Here is a 17759-nt window from a genome sequence, read left to right as displayed (position 1 = left end):
TATCATCGACATACCTCATTGTGTCCCATCGATACAGATTGTTCAGCGCACATCAGATGCTTGGTAGGACTGTCAGCAACATGGATGGCTGCCGGTGATCCCCTCACGTTCAGAGCCGAAAATAGAAAAGGGTTGCTCCTGTCCCACGCAATTCTGCGCGTCAATCCGGCGACAGCATACCCCAAAAGAGGACACGAATCTGCTCTCGGGGCCTGCATGAAAGAAAAAGCAACGCAGCCAATTTTTGCTGTAGCAGTCGCAAGATGATCTTCGAAGCTTCTCCCGTTATCCGGAGAAGCTCATGAAACATTCTCTGCTCATTTTTCTTTTGCCCATGGCGCTCAACGCCTGTGCGCAGAGCCTGTCGTCACCTTCTCCCATTGCGACGACCGGCATGGCCAATCCTGAACTGGCCTTGCAGCGGTCAATAGCAGAGACCACGACTGATCTTCGTGAACTTGGCAGCATCCGCCCGTCTCCGGTCCTTGCGTCTACCAACCAACCCCCGCTCCCCGATGACCTGACCCGCCGGATCTGGTTCGTGTGGGACGGCCCGCTGGGCAAGGCCGTCGCAAAACTCGGCCAGGAGATTGGCTATAGCGTGATTGTCACCGGCCATCCCCGAGCAATGCGCGTCGCGACCAACAGCGTTGCCGCCGTGGTGGATATCCTTCGGACATTGGGCGATCAGGCCGGAGATCAGGCCATGGTCTCGGTAGACCCGCTTCACCACGCGATAACGGTGGCCTGGCATGCGTAAAATGGCGCTCTTTCTATCTTCGGCCATCGTCGTGACGGCCGCAGGCAGCCCGACCCATGCGGCGTCTGTCTCCACGGGGAAGGTTGTCATTGAGGAGGGGCAGCACGTCCGGCTACCGACATCGTCTCCATCCCCGCCATCGGCCCGCAGCGGCACATTGGTCCCGGAGCCACAGCCGCCCCAGCCGGGTGCGGATCAGGTGGACGGGGCTGACCCCGCCCTTGCCAATCCCATCAATAAACCGGTGACAGGGGCCTCGACGCTCGACGAGGTGGTCGGCGGCGAAGCGCCACCCTCTCTTGAGGCCCTTGAGAACACCCGTCCCAATGACGAGCCAGGCGGTGACCTGAAACCCGGTCGAAGCGCCCAGCTTCGGGAAGCCGCGCATATTTACGGCGCGCAGGGCGGTCTGGCCGCCCGGGCATTCGCCATCAACGAGATGCTGCGGCGCCACGAGGAGACACTCGACGCCACTTATGATTTCCGGTCGATCGTGCTTCCGATCGGGAGCGGCCAGACCCTCATGCAGCCCCCCATCGTCACCGAGGCACAGATGGCCTTTGCGCTCAATGACACCGGCCAGGTGGCGCACGAGACAGAATGTGTTTTCGAGATCACCCGGGAGGCACAACTGACATCCGCGCCCCCGGACTGGCGCACGTATCTCGTCCGGACATGGGGCAAACCGCATCACCCGGTGGCCGCGGCCCTGCCCCGCACAAAGGCGGAAGTGTCACACTGGAACCAGTGGGTGGCCGAAGGCTGGGCAGATGGAGAAAAGCAGGCGACCGAGATCTTCCTCTCCGATCTGTCGCGCCTACAGCGCGACATTACCGGCATGGCCCGCTACCGGGTGCTGCTGAACGCCGGGCGCGTCGAAGAACCGCGCGTCGTGTTCGAGCACCAGGACGCCGTGGGAGGAGGAGACACCCTCCACCTCAATGACCGCACGATCCGGATCGCGAGCCAGCCGGGGCTTCAGGGCCACGTCCGGCCCGGAAGCGACTACGGTTATCCGGAGCATTGCCGATGAATATCACCGTCCCCGTCACGACCGACGAACGCTGGCCGGATGAAAGCAGGAAAGCGTTTGCCTGGGTCGAGGAGCGACGGCGTAACGCGCCGGGGCTGGACTCCCTCCTTCGCTGGGCGCATGGCCTCGGCGCCTCGCGCATCGACATCAAGACCGGCCATCCGGTCACGATCAAGGTGCACGGCGTGATCCGCTACGCCACATGTAAAGCGACGGACTCCCTCGCGCTGGCGGATATCGTCGGCCATGTCTATGCCTCTGACGGGATGGCCATGCTTGGTGTCGGCCATATCCTCGATACGGCCTACAGCGTGGCACTGGACCGCAAGGTCAATCTGCGTTTCCGGATCAATCTTTCACCCATTTCGGTCAAGCGGGGCAGCGGCGTCCATATCGTCATGCGTCCGATCCCCGCCCGCCCCGCAAGCCTTGACCAGCAGATGGTCGAACAGGAAATCCGGGACACGAACAGGCTCAAAAGCGGCATGGTCCTGTTTGGCGGGGCAACCGGTTCCGGAAAGACCACGTTGCAATTCGGGCTTGCCATCGAAAAACTCATGGACCCGACCGTATATTGCGACATGGCAACCGGCGAGGAGCCCATCGAGTTCCTGCTGGACGACCTGCGACCGCCTTCAGGCTCGCGGATCAGCCAGACGGAGATCCGCCCCCCCACCCTGACTTTTCCCACATTCACCCGCAGCCTGACACGCCGCGAGATGAGCGATGGCATCATCACGGAATGTCGGGACGGCGAGACCATGAATGCAGCCATCAATATCGCCATGATGGGCGGTATCCTGGGCACGACGCTGCATGCAGACAGCGTCTCCCTCATGATCCAGCGCGCGATCGCGCTCTGTCCCCCCTCGGAACGTGACAACCTGGTCTCGGCCCTCGCTCAGGCGCTCCGGTTCTGCATCAACCAGCGCCTTGTGCCCCGCAAGGGCGGCGGGCGTGTTGCGATCCGCGAATTCCTCACCTTCGATCGTGATCTGCGCCGCAAGCTGACCCGGACCGAGCCAACAGACTGGCCGGACGTCGTGGCCGACGCGGTCGAGGCGCAGGGCCAGTCTTTCGGAAAGGCCATCCGCAAACTGCTTGATGCCGATCTGATCACCGAAGACACCGCTCTGGCGGAAGAAAGGAGAGACGCGTGATGTGGCGTGCAACGGCCTATCCTGTCCGGGTTTTCATTCTCGATGCCCGCAGTTGCTTTCCCATTCTCATCTCCGTGACACACTGGAGCCTCACCACCCTGCTGATCGGGATCTTCGGCGTGGTGTTTTTCGGGACGATCTCGTTTTTCGGGCTGACGCTGCCGGCCGCGATACGCTCCATCCGACGCTTTCTCATCGGGCCGGTCCGCACCGCCCTGCCGACATGGCAAAGGAGGCGGTTCTCATGAGCGCGATCGATCTGGCGGCGATCAGTGCCGCGCAGACACGGCTTCTGGCCAAAATCGGCAAGCCGATTGAACTGCTGGACCCTGGGACCGGAAAAAGGGTGGTCGTACCACCGGCTGACGCGGCACACCCTGAAGCCTATCTGCCGGTTTTCCTGATCAGTGCCGAAGCCCTGTGGCTGGAACTGACAGGGACGGGCTTTGCCCTTGATGTCAGCAGGACGCCCGACAGCGCGCTCGGCTATGCCGTACGCAAGGTACGCGCCGGTTCATTTACGGTCGTGATGTTATGTCTGATCGATGTCACGATGAGGCTTGCGGAGATGGACGACGCGCTGGTCCTCAATCATCTGATCGACTTCTGGGGCGAAGCCCATGGCCGGATCGCTGATGTCGCGCCGACCTTGCAGGGGGCGACATGATCCCCCGCCTCGCTCTGGCGGCACTCGGGACGTTTCCCCTTTTTGCCGCCAGCACGACCGCCCGCGCCACGAGCGTCGAAGAAAATGGCCGCCAGATTGCGGCCTGTCTGGAGGCTTCGGCAAAAATCTCCAGCGTGCCCCGTGGCGTGCTGCTCGTCCTCCTCTATGTCGAGGCCGGCCGTCCCGGAATGGTCAGCCCGAACAGTAACGGCACGGCGGATCTCGGGCCGATGCAGGTCAACACGACATGGGTCGATCGCATCGCGAGGCGATGGCACAGCACGCCCGCGCAAACATATGCAGCGCTGCGCGACAGTTCGTGCGCCAATATCGAGGCAGGCGCCTGGATCCTTGGTCAGGCGATGGACGAAGCACACGGCGACCTCTGGCAGGCCGTAGCATTCTATCACTCTCATACCCCACGCCATGGCAACGCCTATCTCCGGCGTTTCTACGACATCGCCCTCACGATGATGGCCAGAAACCGCAGGGGAGATCGCTCATGAGCACGAGCCGTGTCCCATGGTCATCCAGCGATGACTATCTGCTCTTCTCCTCGATCCTCATCATCGTCGGGGTCCTCCTGTTCAGCTACATGGCCTGGGGCCTGTGGCATACGCAGATCACGGCCTTCTATCTGCGGGCCATGCTGGGGCAGATCAACCTGCTGCATACGTCTAATCCCGACCTGATGCGCCTGCAGGTCCAGTTGCAGGCCGCGCAATATCGACCGGATCTGGTGAGGGCGATCCAGCTTTATTATGGACTGGCGATCCTGGGCAATGCCCTGAAATGGCCGGTGGCCATCGTGATTGCCCTTCTGGGCGGGTTATGCATGTGGCGTGCTGCCCCCGGCCGATTTGCAAAAGCGCTCGATCTGGAAGGTCTGATCGCGGTCCAGGCAGAAATGTTTCCGACACTGAAAGGATTCGTCCGACGCCGACTGGACAGGCTTGTAACGCCCACGGATGGTATCCCCCTGCCCGCGGACCCGGCTCTGACACGTGCCGAATGGGGCGCGCGCTTCGCTGTCGATGCACAGGACCGCTATAGTGAAACCGGCGCGCTCGAGGCATTCACGCGCCAGTTGGGCCGCCACTGGTCCAGCATCAACGCCGCATCCCCTGTCGAACAGGTGCTTCTCGTTGCCTTTGCGATGCACTACCTCCAGAGGCGCCGGGAAGCCCTCGCCCTGCTTGGTGAACTCTCTGCCGGTCTGGCCGACGCTGGCCTTGATGGTCCGCATGGTCCGCTGGCGCCCCTCACGGTGCCAGAGTCCGTTATGCAAAGCGCCCGCTCTGCCCTGCAGGACAAGGAAATCACAAACTGTATCGATACGCTCTGCGAACGCAGCGGGTGGAGCGTGACCGCGCTCATGACCCTGCTGCACGAAGCCCGGCGGCAGGCGGGCGTACTGGCACCCTCCTCATTCGCCATCGTGAAGCTGATCGACCGATCATTGTGGTACGCGCTGCACTCACTCGGCTTTCCTGCTGAAATCCCGGCCGAAGACCTTCATCCCAATCCCCGCATCGAGGCCGCCGGCGCGCGTGCGCACTGGAGCGAAGAACGGCGCTACCAACGTCCGATCTACATCCCTGCGGTTGAGAACGCACTCGCCATCCTGCGCCCGATGCCCGAAGCACAAGGATCTTCCCATGACCCGTATCATCCTGCACGCTGATGGCCGGGCGCCCATCACCATTGAACTCGACGGGACAGGCTTACAGCCGCTCCATTTCCATCTCGGATCTGATTTCGGGCAGACGGAGACGAGCGATGCGGCACCGACTTTACCAGAAGCGGCAGCAGCACGGCGCTGGCGCCTGAAAAAGGCGTTGCCCGCGCTCATCGCCGGGGGGCTGGCCGCCATCCTGATCATCGGCACACGTCAGGCCATGGTTTCCGACCGCGCTGTTCCCGACACCGGGCCCACTGGCATGCTACGGCCGCCTGCAATTCTACCCCCACTCTCCGGCTCGCCCATGACGGACGAAGGCGCGCCAGGGGTCAGCTCAACCTATGTGCCGGGCGCGCGCATGCCGGTCGATGGAAATGTGGTCGGCAATCCTGACGGTCACCCGGCGAGCGCGGAAATCGATGCCGCACGACGCATCATGACGCAGCAGCCTGTCGTCACTTATCCGCACTCCTCAGGTAGCGCGCAGACAGCGCCGACGGCGCCGGTCTCCCCCACGGCACCAACCGCTCCCGTGGCGCCTACAATCGGCACCGGAAAATCTCCTTTCGGACTGGAAGACTGAAGCATGGTGAAGCGCGAGATCGGAGGACCGCAGGTCCACCAGCAACTGAAACACGGCTCCACCTATCGCGACACGCGTCCCTTCACGGTCCGGATCGCCGAAGAGCTGCAATCCAGCAGTTCCGGGTTCGCCCTCATGATTCTGGCAGGGCTCAGCGTGCTGGCTCCCGCGATCGTCGGGATCACCTTTCCCCTCGCCCTCTGCCTGACGCTCTGGGTCATGACCCGCCAGCCCGTGCTGCCTTTTCATCTGCCCAGGTATTGCGGACTGAAGGACAAACACGATCTTGATCCCAAAACCCGTCGGCCGCGGGCCGCGGCAGGCATCATATATCTTGGAACGGACGGACTGACTGGCCAGCAACTCTGGCTTTCATCCGACGCGGGGCGCCAGCACGCCGCCGTGCCCGGCACAACGGGTGCAGGCAAAACGACATCCGCCATCTCCCTGCTGGCCAATCCTCTCGCGCATGGATCCGGGTTCATCCTGATCGACGGCAAGGGTGACAACACGGTCCACGGCGATGTACTGGCGCTTGCCCGCCGCTTCGGGCTGGACGACCAGGTTCTCAATCTCAATTTTCTGACCGCAAGCGGCATCCGCCAGTCCAATACGTTCAATCCGTTTGCGACCGGCAATGCCGACGCCATCCGTGAAATGCTGGTCAGCCAGCTTGGTGAGCCGTCGAGCAACGACGCCAACGGCGTCTTTCGGGATCGGGCTGTCGGCCTTGCCGGCACGATCGCCCCGGTGCTGACCTGGATGCGCGACACGCACGGCGTGCCGATCAACATCGAGACCATGCGCTACGCCATGGAACTGCGCTGGATCGGCACGCTGGCCCGGCATCGCGTATTCCTGATCCGCAATCCCGGCTCCGATCACCCCATTGAGATCAGCGTTCCAGAAATTCCCGATGATATCCTCTATCCGGCCCAGGCCTATCTGGGCGAACTGCCGGGGTATGATTCCTCGTTGGCGTGGAATGAGCAGAAAGAAAACAAACCGAGCGAGCAGCATGGCTACGCCAAGATGTATTTCACCCGGGTCTTCACACAGCTTGGCGTCAGTCTCGGGCATATCTTCCGCGCCCAGATCCCTGATATCGACATGCGCGATGTGGTGCTGAACCGCCGCATTCTTGTCGTCACGCTGCCCGCGCTGGAGAATTCCTCGGATACGCTGGCCGGACTGGGCAAGATCGTGGTTGCTGCCGGTCGCGGCGTCATGGCCCAGCTTCTTGGCGCCCGCCTCGACGGCCCCGCTGAGCAGGTCTTCAAGCTCAAGGCAGGCAGCGGCGACGCGCCGTTCCATTTTTTCTACGACGAACTCTCCGCCTACGTCACGGACGGCATGGACCGGCAGCTGGCCATGGGACGCGGCCTGAACTGCATGTTCTGGCTGGGGTTTCAGGATCTTCCGGGTCTTACGACACGCATCGGCGACAAAGCCTTTACCCTGCTCGGCAACGCCAACCTCACCCACGCCATGCGCCTGCAGGATGCCATGCGCACGCGCGAGTGGATCGAAAAGCAGTCCGATCGGATCGAGGTCAGTCAGGCCACGCATTTTGAAGGCAACTCCGCGGGAAGTTACCGGGAAGGACGGGGTGCCGAAGTCCGGGAAGTCGCCCGTATTCCCTGGGCAGACCTTCAGTCACTCATCGAGGGCGAGGCCATAACGATGTATGCCGGTCGCATCGTCCATTCGAAGACGTTCTTTGCCGCCGTCAATGGGCGGTCAGGCGCGATCCGCATGGCCCAGCCGGTCATGCTTGCAGCGCCGCTGGACCTGAATCGGGTGCCCCCGGACCAGCAGTTGCTCGCCCTCCTCGCGACGATCGAAGGCGGCCTGTTTCAGTCTGAACTGACCACGGTACACGACGAGCCGGATGTTCGCGCACTCCAGGAAGCAGTCGACCGCCTCGGTCCAGGTTCTCAAGACATCCTGCGCAATTTTGCACAGATTGGTGCAGCAGTCGCCGCCGCACCACGCCGGGTTGCGACCGCCAATGACGATGAAGAGAATGAGCACGCAGCCAGCACAGACATGCTGACACCGTTTTCCTATATGCTGCGTGATGCTGCCTCCATCCCGAAACCCGGTTTTCAGACACCGCCCCGCACCATACCTCCCATCGACGGTCACCTGCTTGGACGCCTGGAGGCTATTGAACGCCGCGTGGACCGGCAGCCCGGTGTAGCCCGGCGTCAGGCACTGCTTCTATTGGGTGTCAGGGACGCTATGACAAAAGGCGCACCGAAGGAGGGCGCGGCCAGCACCGGAATGACCGAAAAGGAAATCCTCGCCCAGATCAGGATATTGCGAGAAAAAACCTCGGCATGACGGGCACGATCATCATCCTTCCTGGCGGGGAAAGGTTCCAGCTCGAATGGCGCCGCACCGACCCGGAACGCTGGGAACGCCGCCTGAAGGCAAAATATGATGAAAGCCGGAGCGCGGAGCGTTCTGACAAGGCGCGATGCCTGTGCCAGCATCGCGGTGCCGCACTGCCTCTACAGATCCGTTACCGGGCGGACAGTCACAGTTATCACCTCGCCGTCTGGCCAAATGAAGGACCGCTGCATGAAAAGACATGCCCGTTCTACAAGCCTGACCCGGAGAAAAGTGGGCGCGCCAGCTATGTAAATAGCGTAATTCGCGAGGGTGAGGATGGGGATGTCGCTGTGACCCTGTCGATCGGCCTGCGCCGCAAGGGGCCACCCCGGCCAGTCGATGACACGCCGCTGCCTGCTTCAGATCGGCCTGGACAGGCGCGACAGCGCCGGATGACGCCTCTCGGGCTGCTCCATCTCCTGTGGGAGCGGGCGGGGCTGACCGAATGGCGGCCACAATTCGCCGGACACCGCACACCGACGGTTGCCCTGGGCCGGATCGCCTCTGCCGGAACCCGGATCCGGGCGCAGGGCAGACTGATCTCCGATCTTCTCTGTCCTGTTGCCCCAGGGCATGAAAAGTTCGGACGGCGTCTCCATGCCGTTGTCAGGACAGAAGGACAGGAAAACCATCTGTTCCTGATCGGGTTCGTGGAGGCTCTGGAACCAGATCCCAGGGGCAATTTCACGATGGCCCTGAGCGGCCAGCGCAACGGTTACCGCTGCTTTCTGACAGTGCCTGCGGCTGAGAGGAACCGTCTTGCCCGGTCGCACCAGCTGGCGGCAGCCACGCTCGCCCTGCCCGAAGCGGCGCGGCAGGCACATGTTGTGGCGTTGCTCTATGTGACGGCACGAACCATCGCAGCGCCCAATAGCCGATGGAAGGGCTGGATTCAGGCGGAAGTCAGGACCGGTGCCCTGATGACCGTCTCTCGCAGCATGCTTCCTTTCGAAAGCGGCCATGAACTGGCGGTAGCCGATGCCCTCGTGGCAGCGGGGCGCGCATTCGAAAAACCACTGCGTTTCGACGCGGAACGGGATCTCGTTTTCCCGGATTTCATCCTGCAGGACACGGCGCGGAATGACGGATATCCAATGGAAGTTTTCGGTCGCACGGATGAGGCCTACACTACCAGACGAGCCGAAAAAGAAAACTACTACGACGCGACCTTCGGAGCAGGTGGATGGTGGTCATGGGATGCGACAACAGGGAGCCGGATGCCGCCTTTTCCATCAGGCAGGCTGAGATAAAACAGGGTGACTTCTTCACTTGGCTGCCTTATATGTAGCACCATGAAGCTGAACTCCCATCAGGTTGCTCTGGCAGCAATAAGAAAGCAGACCCTTGCGAACACGAAGAGCAAGCGGACAGCCCATGCGGCTTTGCTGCGAATGGGGATTATCGATAGCAAAGGCGCGGTTACCAAAGAGTACACGCGTGACCCACGCATTGAGGGCATGCTTAAAGCGTAACTGCGTTGACAGCTCTTCATACATCTTTTGTACTCGGTTATCATGGTTGTTCTGAAGAGGTCGGCCGGAAACTGATTAACGGAGAAAGCGCACCAACTCCGTCGGAGACCGACTACGATTGGCTTGGACCGGGTTTCTATGTCTGGGAGTCCGACCCGTTACGTGCGCAAGAATGGGCATATCAGAAACAGCGCAGGGATTCCGGTTTCAAACCGTTCGTTATTTGTCTGGTCGTAGATCTGGGCAACTGTCTTGATTTAACGACACGCGAAGACCTGGAGATGCTCAAGACCGCCTATGAAGGCCTGCGAGAGACATTAAGCACGGATGATATACCGATGCCGGTGAACCGTGATTCCCGGCACGACGTAAATAGTGATAAACTTTTTCGTAACCTCGACTGCGCTGTTATCAGGTATCTTCACGATTCTATTGAAGCCACAGGGTCTCATCTCGCACCTTATGATACGGTGCGCGGCCTTTTCCAGGAAGGCGGCGAACTCTATCCCGGTAGCGCCTTCCGGGAAAAGACACACACGCAGATCGCAATCCGCAATCTGGATTGTATAAAAGGAATCTTTCGTCTGCCGGACTCTAGCGTCGGGATATAAGGTAGACAGCCGTCTGTTCATCATCATGACTGAATCAAAAGACAGCCACGCTGCCTCGTCTGACGGCGCGCTCCGCTTTTGGTGGATGGCCTTCTTTCTGCCCCGACGCTTCTCCTGCGACCTCTCTGGCAATGCCGGTTCCGTTGCCCATATCATCAAATTCTGTCGCAGCAGACGTTATGTCTCGCCCCAATCCGATTTCTCGTGCAAGTTCCGATCTGCGCACTGTGTAATTGGGAGCGACCATAGGATAATGAGACGGAAGTCCCCACTTCCGCCGATATTCTTCAAGCGTCACGCCATAGGATGTTGATTTTCACTGAGAACTGATGGTGTGGACGGCTCGCAGTGGTCCTGGGAGGATGCTGAAGAGTTGACTGTCCAGTGGAGGAATCCATCACGCCGCAGTTGATCCGTACCATCAGTTCTCAGTGAAAATCAACGCCGTGAGGGCGCTTCAGCGAGTGGGAATTATTGATCACAAAGACGAAGTGACGGAAGCATACGCGTGGCCACGGCTGTCCATATATATTTTTTTACACAAGGCACCATTTATATGCGATTTTAAGCATCAATAAACGGTTTTGGACAACTCAGCAGGAATCTAATTCCAATGGCAGACCCGATTGGCGGTATGTGGCTCGCGCTGAAATATGATGCAGAGCCATTCGGTGGACTGGCTGTCAAAAGCCAGCTTGGCAGTCGCCGGTCGAGCAGTCATCATAATTTATACAGCATCGAGACATATCCCGAAAACATGCGTCCGGCCGACACCGCAGCCGCGCATCTGCAGTTTCATCTGCGACACGAACCCACGAGCCTTGAGCTGCTGGCGCGCGTCTTTGCGAAGACAGGACCAGGTTTTGTCCAGGAGTGGATAAACAGTGCACCGACCGGACAATATGCCAGACGGGCGTCATTTCTCTTTGAGTTCGTCACCGGACAAACGCTCGTGCCGCCAGTCGACCTAGGCGGCAACTACGTCTTCGCACTGGACGCATCTTTTCAGGTAACAGCTTCTCCGGACAAGACGAGCAACGTCAGCAGATGGCGCGTCCGTGACAACATGCCCGGAAACCGCTTTTTTTGCCCCTTTATCCCGCTTTCCAGTCAACTCAAGACGGCTGCGGAGATGGACGTGTCTGCCGATTACGGTGAACTGGTGCAGGAGTTCGGCGAGAGCATGCTTGCCCGGGCCGCAGTGTGGCTGACAAACCGGGAAAGCAAGGCAAGTTTCACCATTGAAGGTGAGGAGCATCAACTTGACCGGATCCAGCGCTTCAGCCACGTACTCGCCACGAGAACCGGGCAAGGGACAGTCCCCCTGACAGATACTGACCTTGCCGAATTGCAACGCAACATCCTCGGTGACGTCACAATAACCGAGCATTTTGGCTTACGGCTGTCACCGGTATTCGTTGGAGAATACACGATGAGGTACGAGAATGTTGTTCACTACCTCGCGCCTCCCGCAGACGACGTAGCGGATATGCTTGAAGGATTAAAAACTTTCCTCGACAGGACTGAAGGACAGTCTTCTGTCATGCGTAGCGCCGTGGCAGCCTTCGGGTTCGTCTACATCCATCCTCTTTCTGACGGAAACGGCCGTGTACACCGGTTCCTGATAAACGACGTTCTCAGGCGGGACGGCGTCATCCCCGACCAGATCATCCTTCCCATCTCAGCCACCATCATTGGAGACCCGACGAGCAGGCGAAACTACGACCAGATTCTGGACAGGGTTTCAAAACCCCTGATGCGACAGATCACGGATCATGTCTCTTTCGATCATGACATGAAGACCTATCCTGATGGGATAAAATCCAATCTCGACTTCTCGAACCCTGATCTGGCGAGACCGGCCTGGCGCTATATCAATTTTGCCCCCCACGTTATCTATCTCAGCGCAGCACTCGAGATGACCATCAAGCACCACATGAAAGAGGAAGCCATATATCTCCGGTCGCACCATAATGCCCGGCAGGCACTCAAGGAGCTTGTTGAAATGCCGGATATGGATGCCGACCGCATCATCAGGTCATTACGGGATACTCATTTCATACCCAGCGGCAAGATTCAGAAAGAATATCCCATGATCGAAAAATTCAGGCTTTGGAACGCCATCTCTGAGGCGCTGAGGCGTTCATTCTCTGAATGACTACACGTGGACCGCCCGTGATAAGAAGAAAGTTGTCCGTCGCCAGACATGGGATCTGCAAAAGGACTATCCGAGCGGAAAAGGCAGGCTGCCCTCGTGAGAGCACAACTTTGTAGACATCGCGTATGGATTTTCACTGAGAACTGAATTCTTCCACAAGGTGCATAACGCAAGGGCTTAGGATCGCGATCCGCAACCTGGATTGTATAAAAGGCATCTTTCGTCGGGATTTATCGACGTCACGCCCCGAACTGGATCATGGTCCGGTCAAACCGGAACAGCCGCTGTCGGCACCCTACGACGTAGCGAAGAAGTTCTGCCTTCGTATATTGCCGCGTTCCTGAGCCAGGAGAGCGCCGCGCCGCCCGGTCCGGCAGCGCGTTCCCCTTTTAGTGGATGGCCTTCTTTCTACCCCGGCGACGTCCTTGCGGGCTGTCAGACAATGTAGCTTCTGTCGTGTCCTCATCACCAGATTTGGTGGCAGTGGACGTTATATCCCGCCCCAGCCCAATCTCTCTCGCAAGTTCCGATCGGCGTACTGTGTAATTGGGAGCGACCATAGGGTAATGAGATGGAAGTCCCCATTTCCGCCGATATTCTTCAGGCGTCATGCCATAGGATGCCTGCAGATGCCGTTTGAGCATTTTCAGCTTTTTCCCATCTTCAAGACATATGATATAATCCGGAAATACGGACCGCTTGATGGGAACGGCAGGTATCTGTTCTTTTACGCCCGAAGTAGTCGGGGCGGACAATGAATTGTAAACAGTCCCAATCAGCCTGATAAGCTCGTCCGGCGATATTTTATTTTCCGATACATAAGCAGTTATGATTTCCACGGTCAGCGCCAGCTGTCTTTGTTGTTCTTCGGGCATTGTCCATCACCTTAACAGACGAAAAAACTGTGGCCCTGTATATAACACCGCTATTGGGAATAGTCCTCGACGTTTTCGACGATTTGGCAGATTGCAGAACAGGTATGCTCTTGAGCAGATATCCAATAGGATCCTGTGCCTGCTCATCTGTATTTCATCTGACCGTCAACACTTCTTGCTTTCTACGGCAATCCTGTTACCCGTTTCCCGCCCAGCATCAAGACGCCATATCTGCGATAAGAGATCATCTGGATCCGGTGTCAGCAGAACACTCAGACACAGCTTCCTCTTCAGTCCAGGAAGGTCTTGAGGCGTGAACATGCCCGGAAGCTTCAGTCGCGCCAATAATGCGCAGCAGACTTTCAGGGATCGGTTCACGCACAACATCATTGAACCGGGCACGCAATTCGTTCTTCAACCAGCAGTCGAACGGATCAGGATCTCCTCGGAAAGACACATCGTCCATCATTGGCCTGTTATCTGCTGCTTCTCGCCTCCCTAACGATACGCAGCCGACTTCGTTGCGCAAATGACCAAAGCGTGCGTCAGATCTGAGATGTTGTCGCGGTATGGCACACTGTCAGCGGGATCCAGATACGGGTGAGAACAGCAGAAAGCCGGACGCTCTAGCTGGCGGCGCCTGGCGACGCAGATGGCACATGGTGACGCCTGCCCAGCACCTGGGCGGCCCGCTGGCTCCGAAGCGTCTGCTCTGCACCCGTCATGACCGCTGGTGCGTTCCTGATCATGACCTGCAGCCTGGCGTCGATCTCGGCCAGACGCGCCTTATGCAGGCGCTCGGCCTGCCGCGCCTGCGTTTCCAGAATAATCTCCCTTCCATAGGGGCGACCTGACTTCGTCAGTGTCTCCTGCATGCGCCCAAGCGCGATCAGTTCGCGGATCCTCGCATCCCGGGCCTTGCGGGTTCGGGCAACCAGATCCGTGCCCAATGATTTATATGGTTTATGCGCCATTTTCTTTGCGACGTGATCCCACAGGTCGTCACTGGTGATGGGCGTCGTATCCCCGAGCGGCCTCTGGTTCCGGACCGCCTCAAACGTCGCGCCATCGGAGATCATGGTCCATGTGGTTCCACGCGCCCGGCTTTCCGCGACGTATGAGGTAAATCCCGTCGCCAGTTCGACGCCTCGCGGCAGGGCGTTGATGTGCTCATCTGAAGTAAGCCCCTGTGCCGCATCAATCGTCATGGCATGTCCGAACCCCAGCAGTACCCGACCAGTCTTCGCGTCACGAAACCGCCGCCATTCAACATCAGCAACAAGCCCCTCCTTCGTGCGGACGCGAAGCCCCGCATCGCCATGAGCCAGAACTTCCACCACATCGCCGTTATTTCCGACTGTGGCGCCCTTTCCATCCACACTGCCCCATGTCCGACGATACAGCCGAAGCCGGTCGCCCATAGCGATCGCAAGATCATAGGTTTCGCCGCGCTGATCAATAGCCTGCACGGTGATTTCATGCGTCGAGATCTCGCCGCGCTCCTGCAGGATTGTACGGACTGCCCGACTCAGATCGGCAGCATCCTGATTGGTCAGTGCCGACATGCTGATCGTCTTGGTCCGACCACGCCGTAGGCCGGCACCCTCGGCGGCCAGGGCATCGCGACGCGTCACATACAGCCGGGCAATATCCTGCAGGACTTCCTCATGGTCGCCGCCGACCAGACGGATCGTTCCATCCGCCCGTTTCATATCAATCGCGTCCCGGACTTCCTTCAGATGGAACCTGTTACGGACGTCGTCATCATTTTCCTCGTCGGTATGCGCGTTGGCCGCAGCCCCCTTGAACTCGTGGGATTCCAGATCGCTCTCTTCCGGCTCTGCGCCACGAAACAGATCAGCAATCTGGCGATTTCTTGCAGATACCTGCCGGACACTGGACAGAAGCTCAGGCATATCTTCCGGATCCAGGACCCGGCGCAGCATCTCGATGGCGTCCCCTGCCTCGATATTCTGCGCCTGCTCGTGGTCACCCAGCGCCTTGATCGTGCAACCGGTATCGCGCTGCAACTGTAACAGGCGAAGCATCTGGCGCGGGCCGACCTGACCGACCTCGTCAATCACCAGCACCGTATTCTGGTCCACATCAACGTCACCGCGCTCCAGCCGCGCCAAAAAGGGCAGCATCGCGCTTGTGTCAAAGATGCCGGCCTCACGTAATGCGTCCGCCTGGCGCCAGGCATTGGCAATCCCGATAACCCTGCGACCATTCGTGTCATAACGCGTATCATGTTTCCACGCATCGACCAGCGGAGACAGCAGGGCCGTCTTCCCGGAACCCGCGACGCCGGTGAGCATGGAGAGCGCACCGCCCCGGCCAAGAGCGTAGATCGCAGCCTTCTGGGTCTTTCCATGCTCGCTTGCGAAGTCGAGGGGTGATCGTCCGATCGCTTCCGTGATCTGGCGGTCCGACAGCGCCCCGCTCCGGTCTCCTGAAGCACGAGCCGCCTGAATCGCGAGGTCCTCCTCAATGGCGATCTGCGCGGAATTCGTCACCCTCAGCCTGTCGCCACGCATCTCCTGAATCAGCGAGACCCGTTCCCCGCCGAGTTCAAGACCACGCTGTTCAATAAGGGCCACGACATGATCAATGTCCTTCACGCCACCCTCGATGCCGGTGCCGATCAGGCCCCGGGCCGCATACGTTCTGAGCTTGTCGTGATCGATCACGGCGGCTGTTTCAAACTCCCTCGCGAGATGGCGCGCAGCGAAACGGTAGGCAATATCGTATCGTTGTTCCCTGGCGCCCACGGGCGCTACTGGCGTGCCAAGCAGACTTTTTTTCTCCCAGCCAAGACGCCTGGCCTGCTCGTGCCATATCTCATGGTCACTCGTACCTTTATCCTTGTCGAGCCGGGCTGCCAGGCCGGCCATGGACAGGATGCGGCGCTTGCGTTCGATCGGCATATGCGCCCAGTCCGCTCCTTCCGCCGCGGCATACTCCTTGGCCGCCCTGATGACGTTGCGTCGTCCCTTGCTGAAGAAATCCGATATATCCTGCGGCACGGCCGAGATGACCGTCGCCTGTTCACTCGCATCGTATTGCTGGGCGATGCCGATCCGGCGCAGTTCATCGGCGAGCTGTGCCTGGAAATATGCTCCAAATTCATGAACGCGCGATCGCAGCCGCTTCGTGTCGAGTGAACCCACATGTCCCTCTTCCGTAACCACGACATTGAACAGGGCATTATGGATATGGGCATGGGGATCGCCGCCTGCTGGCGTATCGATCAGATAGGTCTGACCTGTCCCCGCGTCACGCGCCTCGACCGTCGGGCGTGCGGTATCATGCCGGAATGACACCCAGGCGACCTCGCCCGGGTCGGCTCCACCTTCGCCTCCATGACCGCGCCGCGCGAAGCCGATTTCCCGCGCGACATAGAGCATGGTGGCATCGTTTGCCCGATCAATGGCGTGCCAGATGGCTGCCCTCTCGGCCTCGGTCGGCGCGAACTCGGCCGCGAGCGTGACCGATTTGTGTGGCGCCAGGGTCAGATCATAGGCACTGATCTTGCGGGCGTTCCTTGACCAGTCCTCGCCATTATCGGCCCTCTTTGCTTCAAACAGGCGATTGAGTTGCGCGTTCTTCGGTGGTGTCCTGGGATCAATGCCAAGAGCCGCTGCAATCTCGGGTCGCATGTCCGGTCGCCACGAGGCCCGCCCATCGCGACCGGTGTAATAGCTGGTCAGTCGGCCACCATCCGCGTCAGGCACTTTTCCGGGCTGGGTACGGAAGTCGTGTTCCGGATCTGGCAATTCCTGCGTGAAATAGGCAGTGATCAGCCGACCGCTGCTTTCAGCCGAGATTTTCCGGAATGTCATCATCAGGCATCGGCTCCATACTCATCGTCGGGCCGGGCGGAGCGGGGCGTCCTCCCCTCCTGAATGTCGAGCAACCTGCCGGTTGTAAGATCAATACGTCTGAGCATAGGGTTCTGGGCTGCGATCAAGGTTACCAATCGGCCGAGAATCTCATCAAGCGTGGGCCCGTCGGAATCTTCCGGCGAGAGGATTTCAATGATCAGGGACAATTTGTCCTCAATCGCCCGCAGCCTTTCCCACACATCGTCGCCCCGGATTGGGGATATGCCTTGCCTCTCGGTTGTCGCGCCCATCTTCATCGCTTCCCACGTCAGAACATGGGAAAGTGTCACGTAGCATCACGCGACTTTACTGATTTTCTTCTGCCCGAGGCATCCTTCATTGCCCGCGCCTGCGCAAAAGGTGACTTTTGCGCAGGCCGGAACAGCAAATCAACATGTGCTTGTCTTATGCATTCCGTGTCGCTGCGTGCGACAAAGGACTGATTTTTCCGGGGTGGCCACCCCGGAAAAATCAGGAA

15 protein-coding genes and 1 pseudogene are annotated in these 17759 nt (G+C 59.4%); 12 read left to right on the top strand and 4 right to left on the bottom strand.

Going from position 1 to position 17759, the window contains the following annotated elements; translation table 11 throughout:
- The first annotated feature begins 301 nt into the window (after nucleotides 1-301).
- From S101446_RS16495 to S101446_RS16440, 11 genes are all read left to right on the top strand, one after another.
- Nucleotides 302-760, top strand: coding sequence for a DotD/TraH family lipoprotein (locus tag S101446_RS16495; protein ID WP_087608981.1), 459 nt, complete (start codon nucleotides 302-304; stop codon nucleotides 758-760).
- Nucleotides 753-1793, top strand: coding sequence for a type IV secretory system conjugative DNA transfer family protein (locus tag S101446_RS16490; protein ID WP_087608980.1), 1041 nt, complete (start codon nucleotides 753-755; stop codon nucleotides 1791-1793). The genes S101446_RS16495 and S101446_RS16490 overlap by 8 nt, the downstream gene beginning before the upstream one ends.
- On the top strand, nucleotides 1790-2953 hold the full coding sequence (locus S101446_RS16485) for a type IV pilus twitching motility protein PilT (RefSeq protein ID WP_087608979.1): 1164 nt from the start codon (nucleotides 1790-1792) through the stop codon (nucleotides 2951-2953). The genes S101446_RS16490 and S101446_RS16485 overlap by 4 nt, the downstream gene beginning before the upstream one ends.
- Nucleotides 2953-3201 carry an IcmT/TraK family protein gene (gene icmT, locus S101446_RS16480; protein ID WP_053324023.1) on the top strand — a complete coding sequence of 83 codons (249 nt, stop codon included), beginning with the start codon at nucleotides 2953-2955 and terminating at the stop codon, nucleotides 3199-3201. The genes S101446_RS16485 and icmT overlap by 1 nt, the downstream gene beginning before the upstream one ends.
- A complete protein-coding gene (locus S101446_RS16475) occupies nucleotides 3198-3620 on the top strand; it encodes a hypothetical protein (RefSeq protein WP_025811690.1) in 423 nt (140 codons plus the stop codon). The genes icmT and S101446_RS16475 overlap by 4 nt, the downstream gene beginning before the upstream one ends.
- Nucleotides 3617-4126, top strand: a complete 510-nt coding sequence (locus tag S101446_RS16470) for a lytic transglycosylase domain-containing protein (protein WP_087608978.1) — start codon at nucleotides 3617-3619, stop codon at nucleotides 4124-4126. The genes S101446_RS16475 and S101446_RS16470 overlap by 4 nt, the downstream gene beginning before the upstream one ends.
- Nucleotides 4123-5304: a secretion/conjugation apparatus DotM-related subunit gene (locus tag S101446_RS16465; protein WP_087608977.1), complete on the top strand. Its 1182-nt coding sequence runs from the start codon at nucleotides 4123-4125 to the stop codon at nucleotides 5302-5304. The genes S101446_RS16470 and S101446_RS16465 overlap by 4 nt, the downstream gene beginning before the upstream one ends.
- A complete protein-coding gene (locus S101446_RS16460; RefSeq protein WP_087608976.1) occupies nucleotides 5279-5884 on the top strand; it encodes a hypothetical protein in 606 nt (201 codons plus the stop codon). Before S101446_RS16465 ends, S101446_RS16460 begins: the two co-directional genes overlap by 26 nt.
- Before the next feature lie 3 nt (nucleotides 5885-5887).
- Nucleotides 5888-8230: a type IV secretory system conjugative DNA transfer family protein gene (locus S101446_RS16455; RefSeq protein ID WP_087608975.1), complete on the top strand. Its 2343-nt coding sequence runs from the start codon at nucleotides 5888-5890 to the stop codon at nucleotides 8228-8230.
- Complete coding sequence (locus S101446_RS16450) at nucleotides 8227-9531, top strand: DUF1173 family protein (RefSeq protein WP_087608974.1); 1305 nt, start codon at nucleotides 8227-8229, stop codon at nucleotides 9529-9531. The genes S101446_RS16455 and S101446_RS16450 overlap by 4 nt, the downstream gene beginning before the upstream one ends.
- Nucleotides 9532-9758: 227 nt before the next feature.
- Entirely contained in the window at nucleotides 9759-10364 is a 606-nt protein-coding gene (locus S101446_RS16440; protein ID WP_087608973.1) for a hypothetical protein, read from the top strand.
- A gap of 81 nt (nucleotides 10365-10445) precedes the next feature.
- On the opposite strand, the pseudogene S101446_RS18820 reads toward S101446_RS16440, so the two are convergent.
- Nucleotides 10446-10671: pseudogene (locus S101446_RS18820) on the bottom strand (MucR family transcriptional regulator); the annotation flags it as partial.
- A 306-nt stretch (nucleotides 10672-10977) separates the two neighbouring features.
- Here S101446_RS18820 and S101446_RS16430 point away from each other — a divergent pair.
- Nucleotides 10978-12522, top strand: a complete 1545-nt coding sequence (locus S101446_RS16430; protein ID WP_087608971.1) for a Fic family protein — start codon at nucleotides 10978-10980, stop codon at nucleotides 12520-12522.
- A 389-nt stretch (nucleotides 12523-12911) separates the two neighbouring features.
- On the opposite strand, the gene S101446_RS16425 is transcribed toward S101446_RS16430, so the two are convergent.
- The 3 genes from S101446_RS16425 to S101446_RS16410 all read right to left on the bottom strand — a co-directional run bounded on the left by S101446_RS16425 (nucleotide 12912) and on the right by S101446_RS16410 (nucleotide 17538).
- Entirely contained in the window at nucleotides 12912-13397 is a 486-nt protein-coding gene (locus tag S101446_RS16425) for a MucR family transcriptional regulator (protein ID WP_087608970.1), read from the bottom strand.
- Nucleotides 13398-14023: 626 nt separating this feature from the next.
- Entirely contained in the window at nucleotides 14024-17242 is a 3219-nt protein-coding gene (gene mobF, locus S101446_RS16415) for a MobF family relaxase (RefSeq protein ID WP_087608968.1), read from the bottom strand.
- The gene (locus S101446_RS16410; protein ID WP_087608967.1) at nucleotides 17242-17538 is read right to left on the bottom strand and encodes a hypothetical protein; all 297 of its coding nucleotides are present in this window, start codon (nucleotides 17536-17538) and stop codon (nucleotides 17242-17244) included. Before S101446_RS16410 ends, mobF begins: the two co-directional genes overlap by 1 nt.
- Nucleotides 17539-17759 lie beyond the last annotated feature (221 nt).

This window comes from Komagataeibacter europaeus, assembly GCF_002173515.1.
GTDB classification, from domain to species: Bacteria; Pseudomonadota; Alphaproteobacteria; order Acetobacterales; family Acetobacteraceae; genus Komagataeibacter; species Komagataeibacter europaeus.
The sequence above is the reverse complement of the archived record's forward strand: the minus strand, read 5'-3'. Positions and strand labels throughout refer to the sequence as shown.

Excerpts from the sequence above, each read along its gene's own strand:
- S101446_RS16460 (WP_087608976.1), top strand. The coding sequence starts at position 5,279 with ATGACCCGTATCATCCTGCACGCTGATGGCCGGGCGCCCATCACCATT.
- mobF (WP_087608968.1), bottom strand. The coding sequence starts at position 17,242 with ATGATGACATTCCGGAAAATCTCGGCTGAAAGCAGCGGTCGGCTGATC.
- S101446_RS16475 (WP_025811690.1), top strand. The coding sequence starts at position 3,198 with ATGAGCGCGATCGATCTGGCGGCGATCAGTGCCGCGCAGACACGGCTT.
- S101446_RS16425 (WP_087608970.1), bottom strand. The coding sequence starts at position 13,397 with ATGCCCGAAGAACAACAAAGACAGCTGGCGCTGACCGTGGAAATCATA.
- S101446_RS16495 (WP_087608981.1), top strand. The coding sequence starts at position 302 with ATGAAACATTCTCTGCTCATTTTTCTTTTGCCCATGGCGCTCAACGCC.
- S101446_RS16455 (WP_087608975.1), top strand. The coding sequence starts at position 5,888 with ATGGTGAAGCGCGAGATCGGAGGACCGCAGGTCCACCAGCAACTGAAA.
- icmT (WP_053324023.1), top strand. The coding sequence starts at position 2,953 with ATGTGGCGTGCAACGGCCTATCCTGTCCGGGTTTTCATTCTCGATGCC.
- S101446_RS16430 (WP_087608971.1), top strand. The coding sequence starts at position 10,978 with ATGGCAGACCCGATTGGCGGTATGTGGCTCGCGCTGAAATATGATGCA.
- S101446_RS16410 (WP_087608967.1), bottom strand. The coding sequence starts at position 17,538 with ATGAAGATGGGCGCGACAACCGAGAGGCAAGGCATATCCCCAATCCGG.
- S101446_RS16485 (WP_087608979.1), top strand. The coding sequence starts at position 1,790 with ATGAATATCACCGTCCCCGTCACGACCGACGAACGCTGGCCGGATGAA.
- S101446_RS16465 (WP_087608977.1), top strand. The coding sequence starts at position 4,123 with ATGAGCACGAGCCGTGTCCCATGGTCATCCAGCGATGACTATCTGCTC.
- S101446_RS16450 (WP_087608974.1), top strand. The coding sequence starts at position 8,227 with ATGACGGGCACGATCATCATCCTTCCTGGCGGGGAAAGGTTCCAGCTC.
- S101446_RS16490 (WP_087608980.1), top strand. The coding sequence starts at position 753 with ATGCGTAAAATGGCGCTCTTTCTATCTTCGGCCATCGTCGTGACGGCC.
- S101446_RS16470 (WP_087608978.1), top strand. The coding sequence starts at position 3,617 with ATGATCCCCCGCCTCGCTCTGGCGGCACTCGGGACGTTTCCCCTTTTT.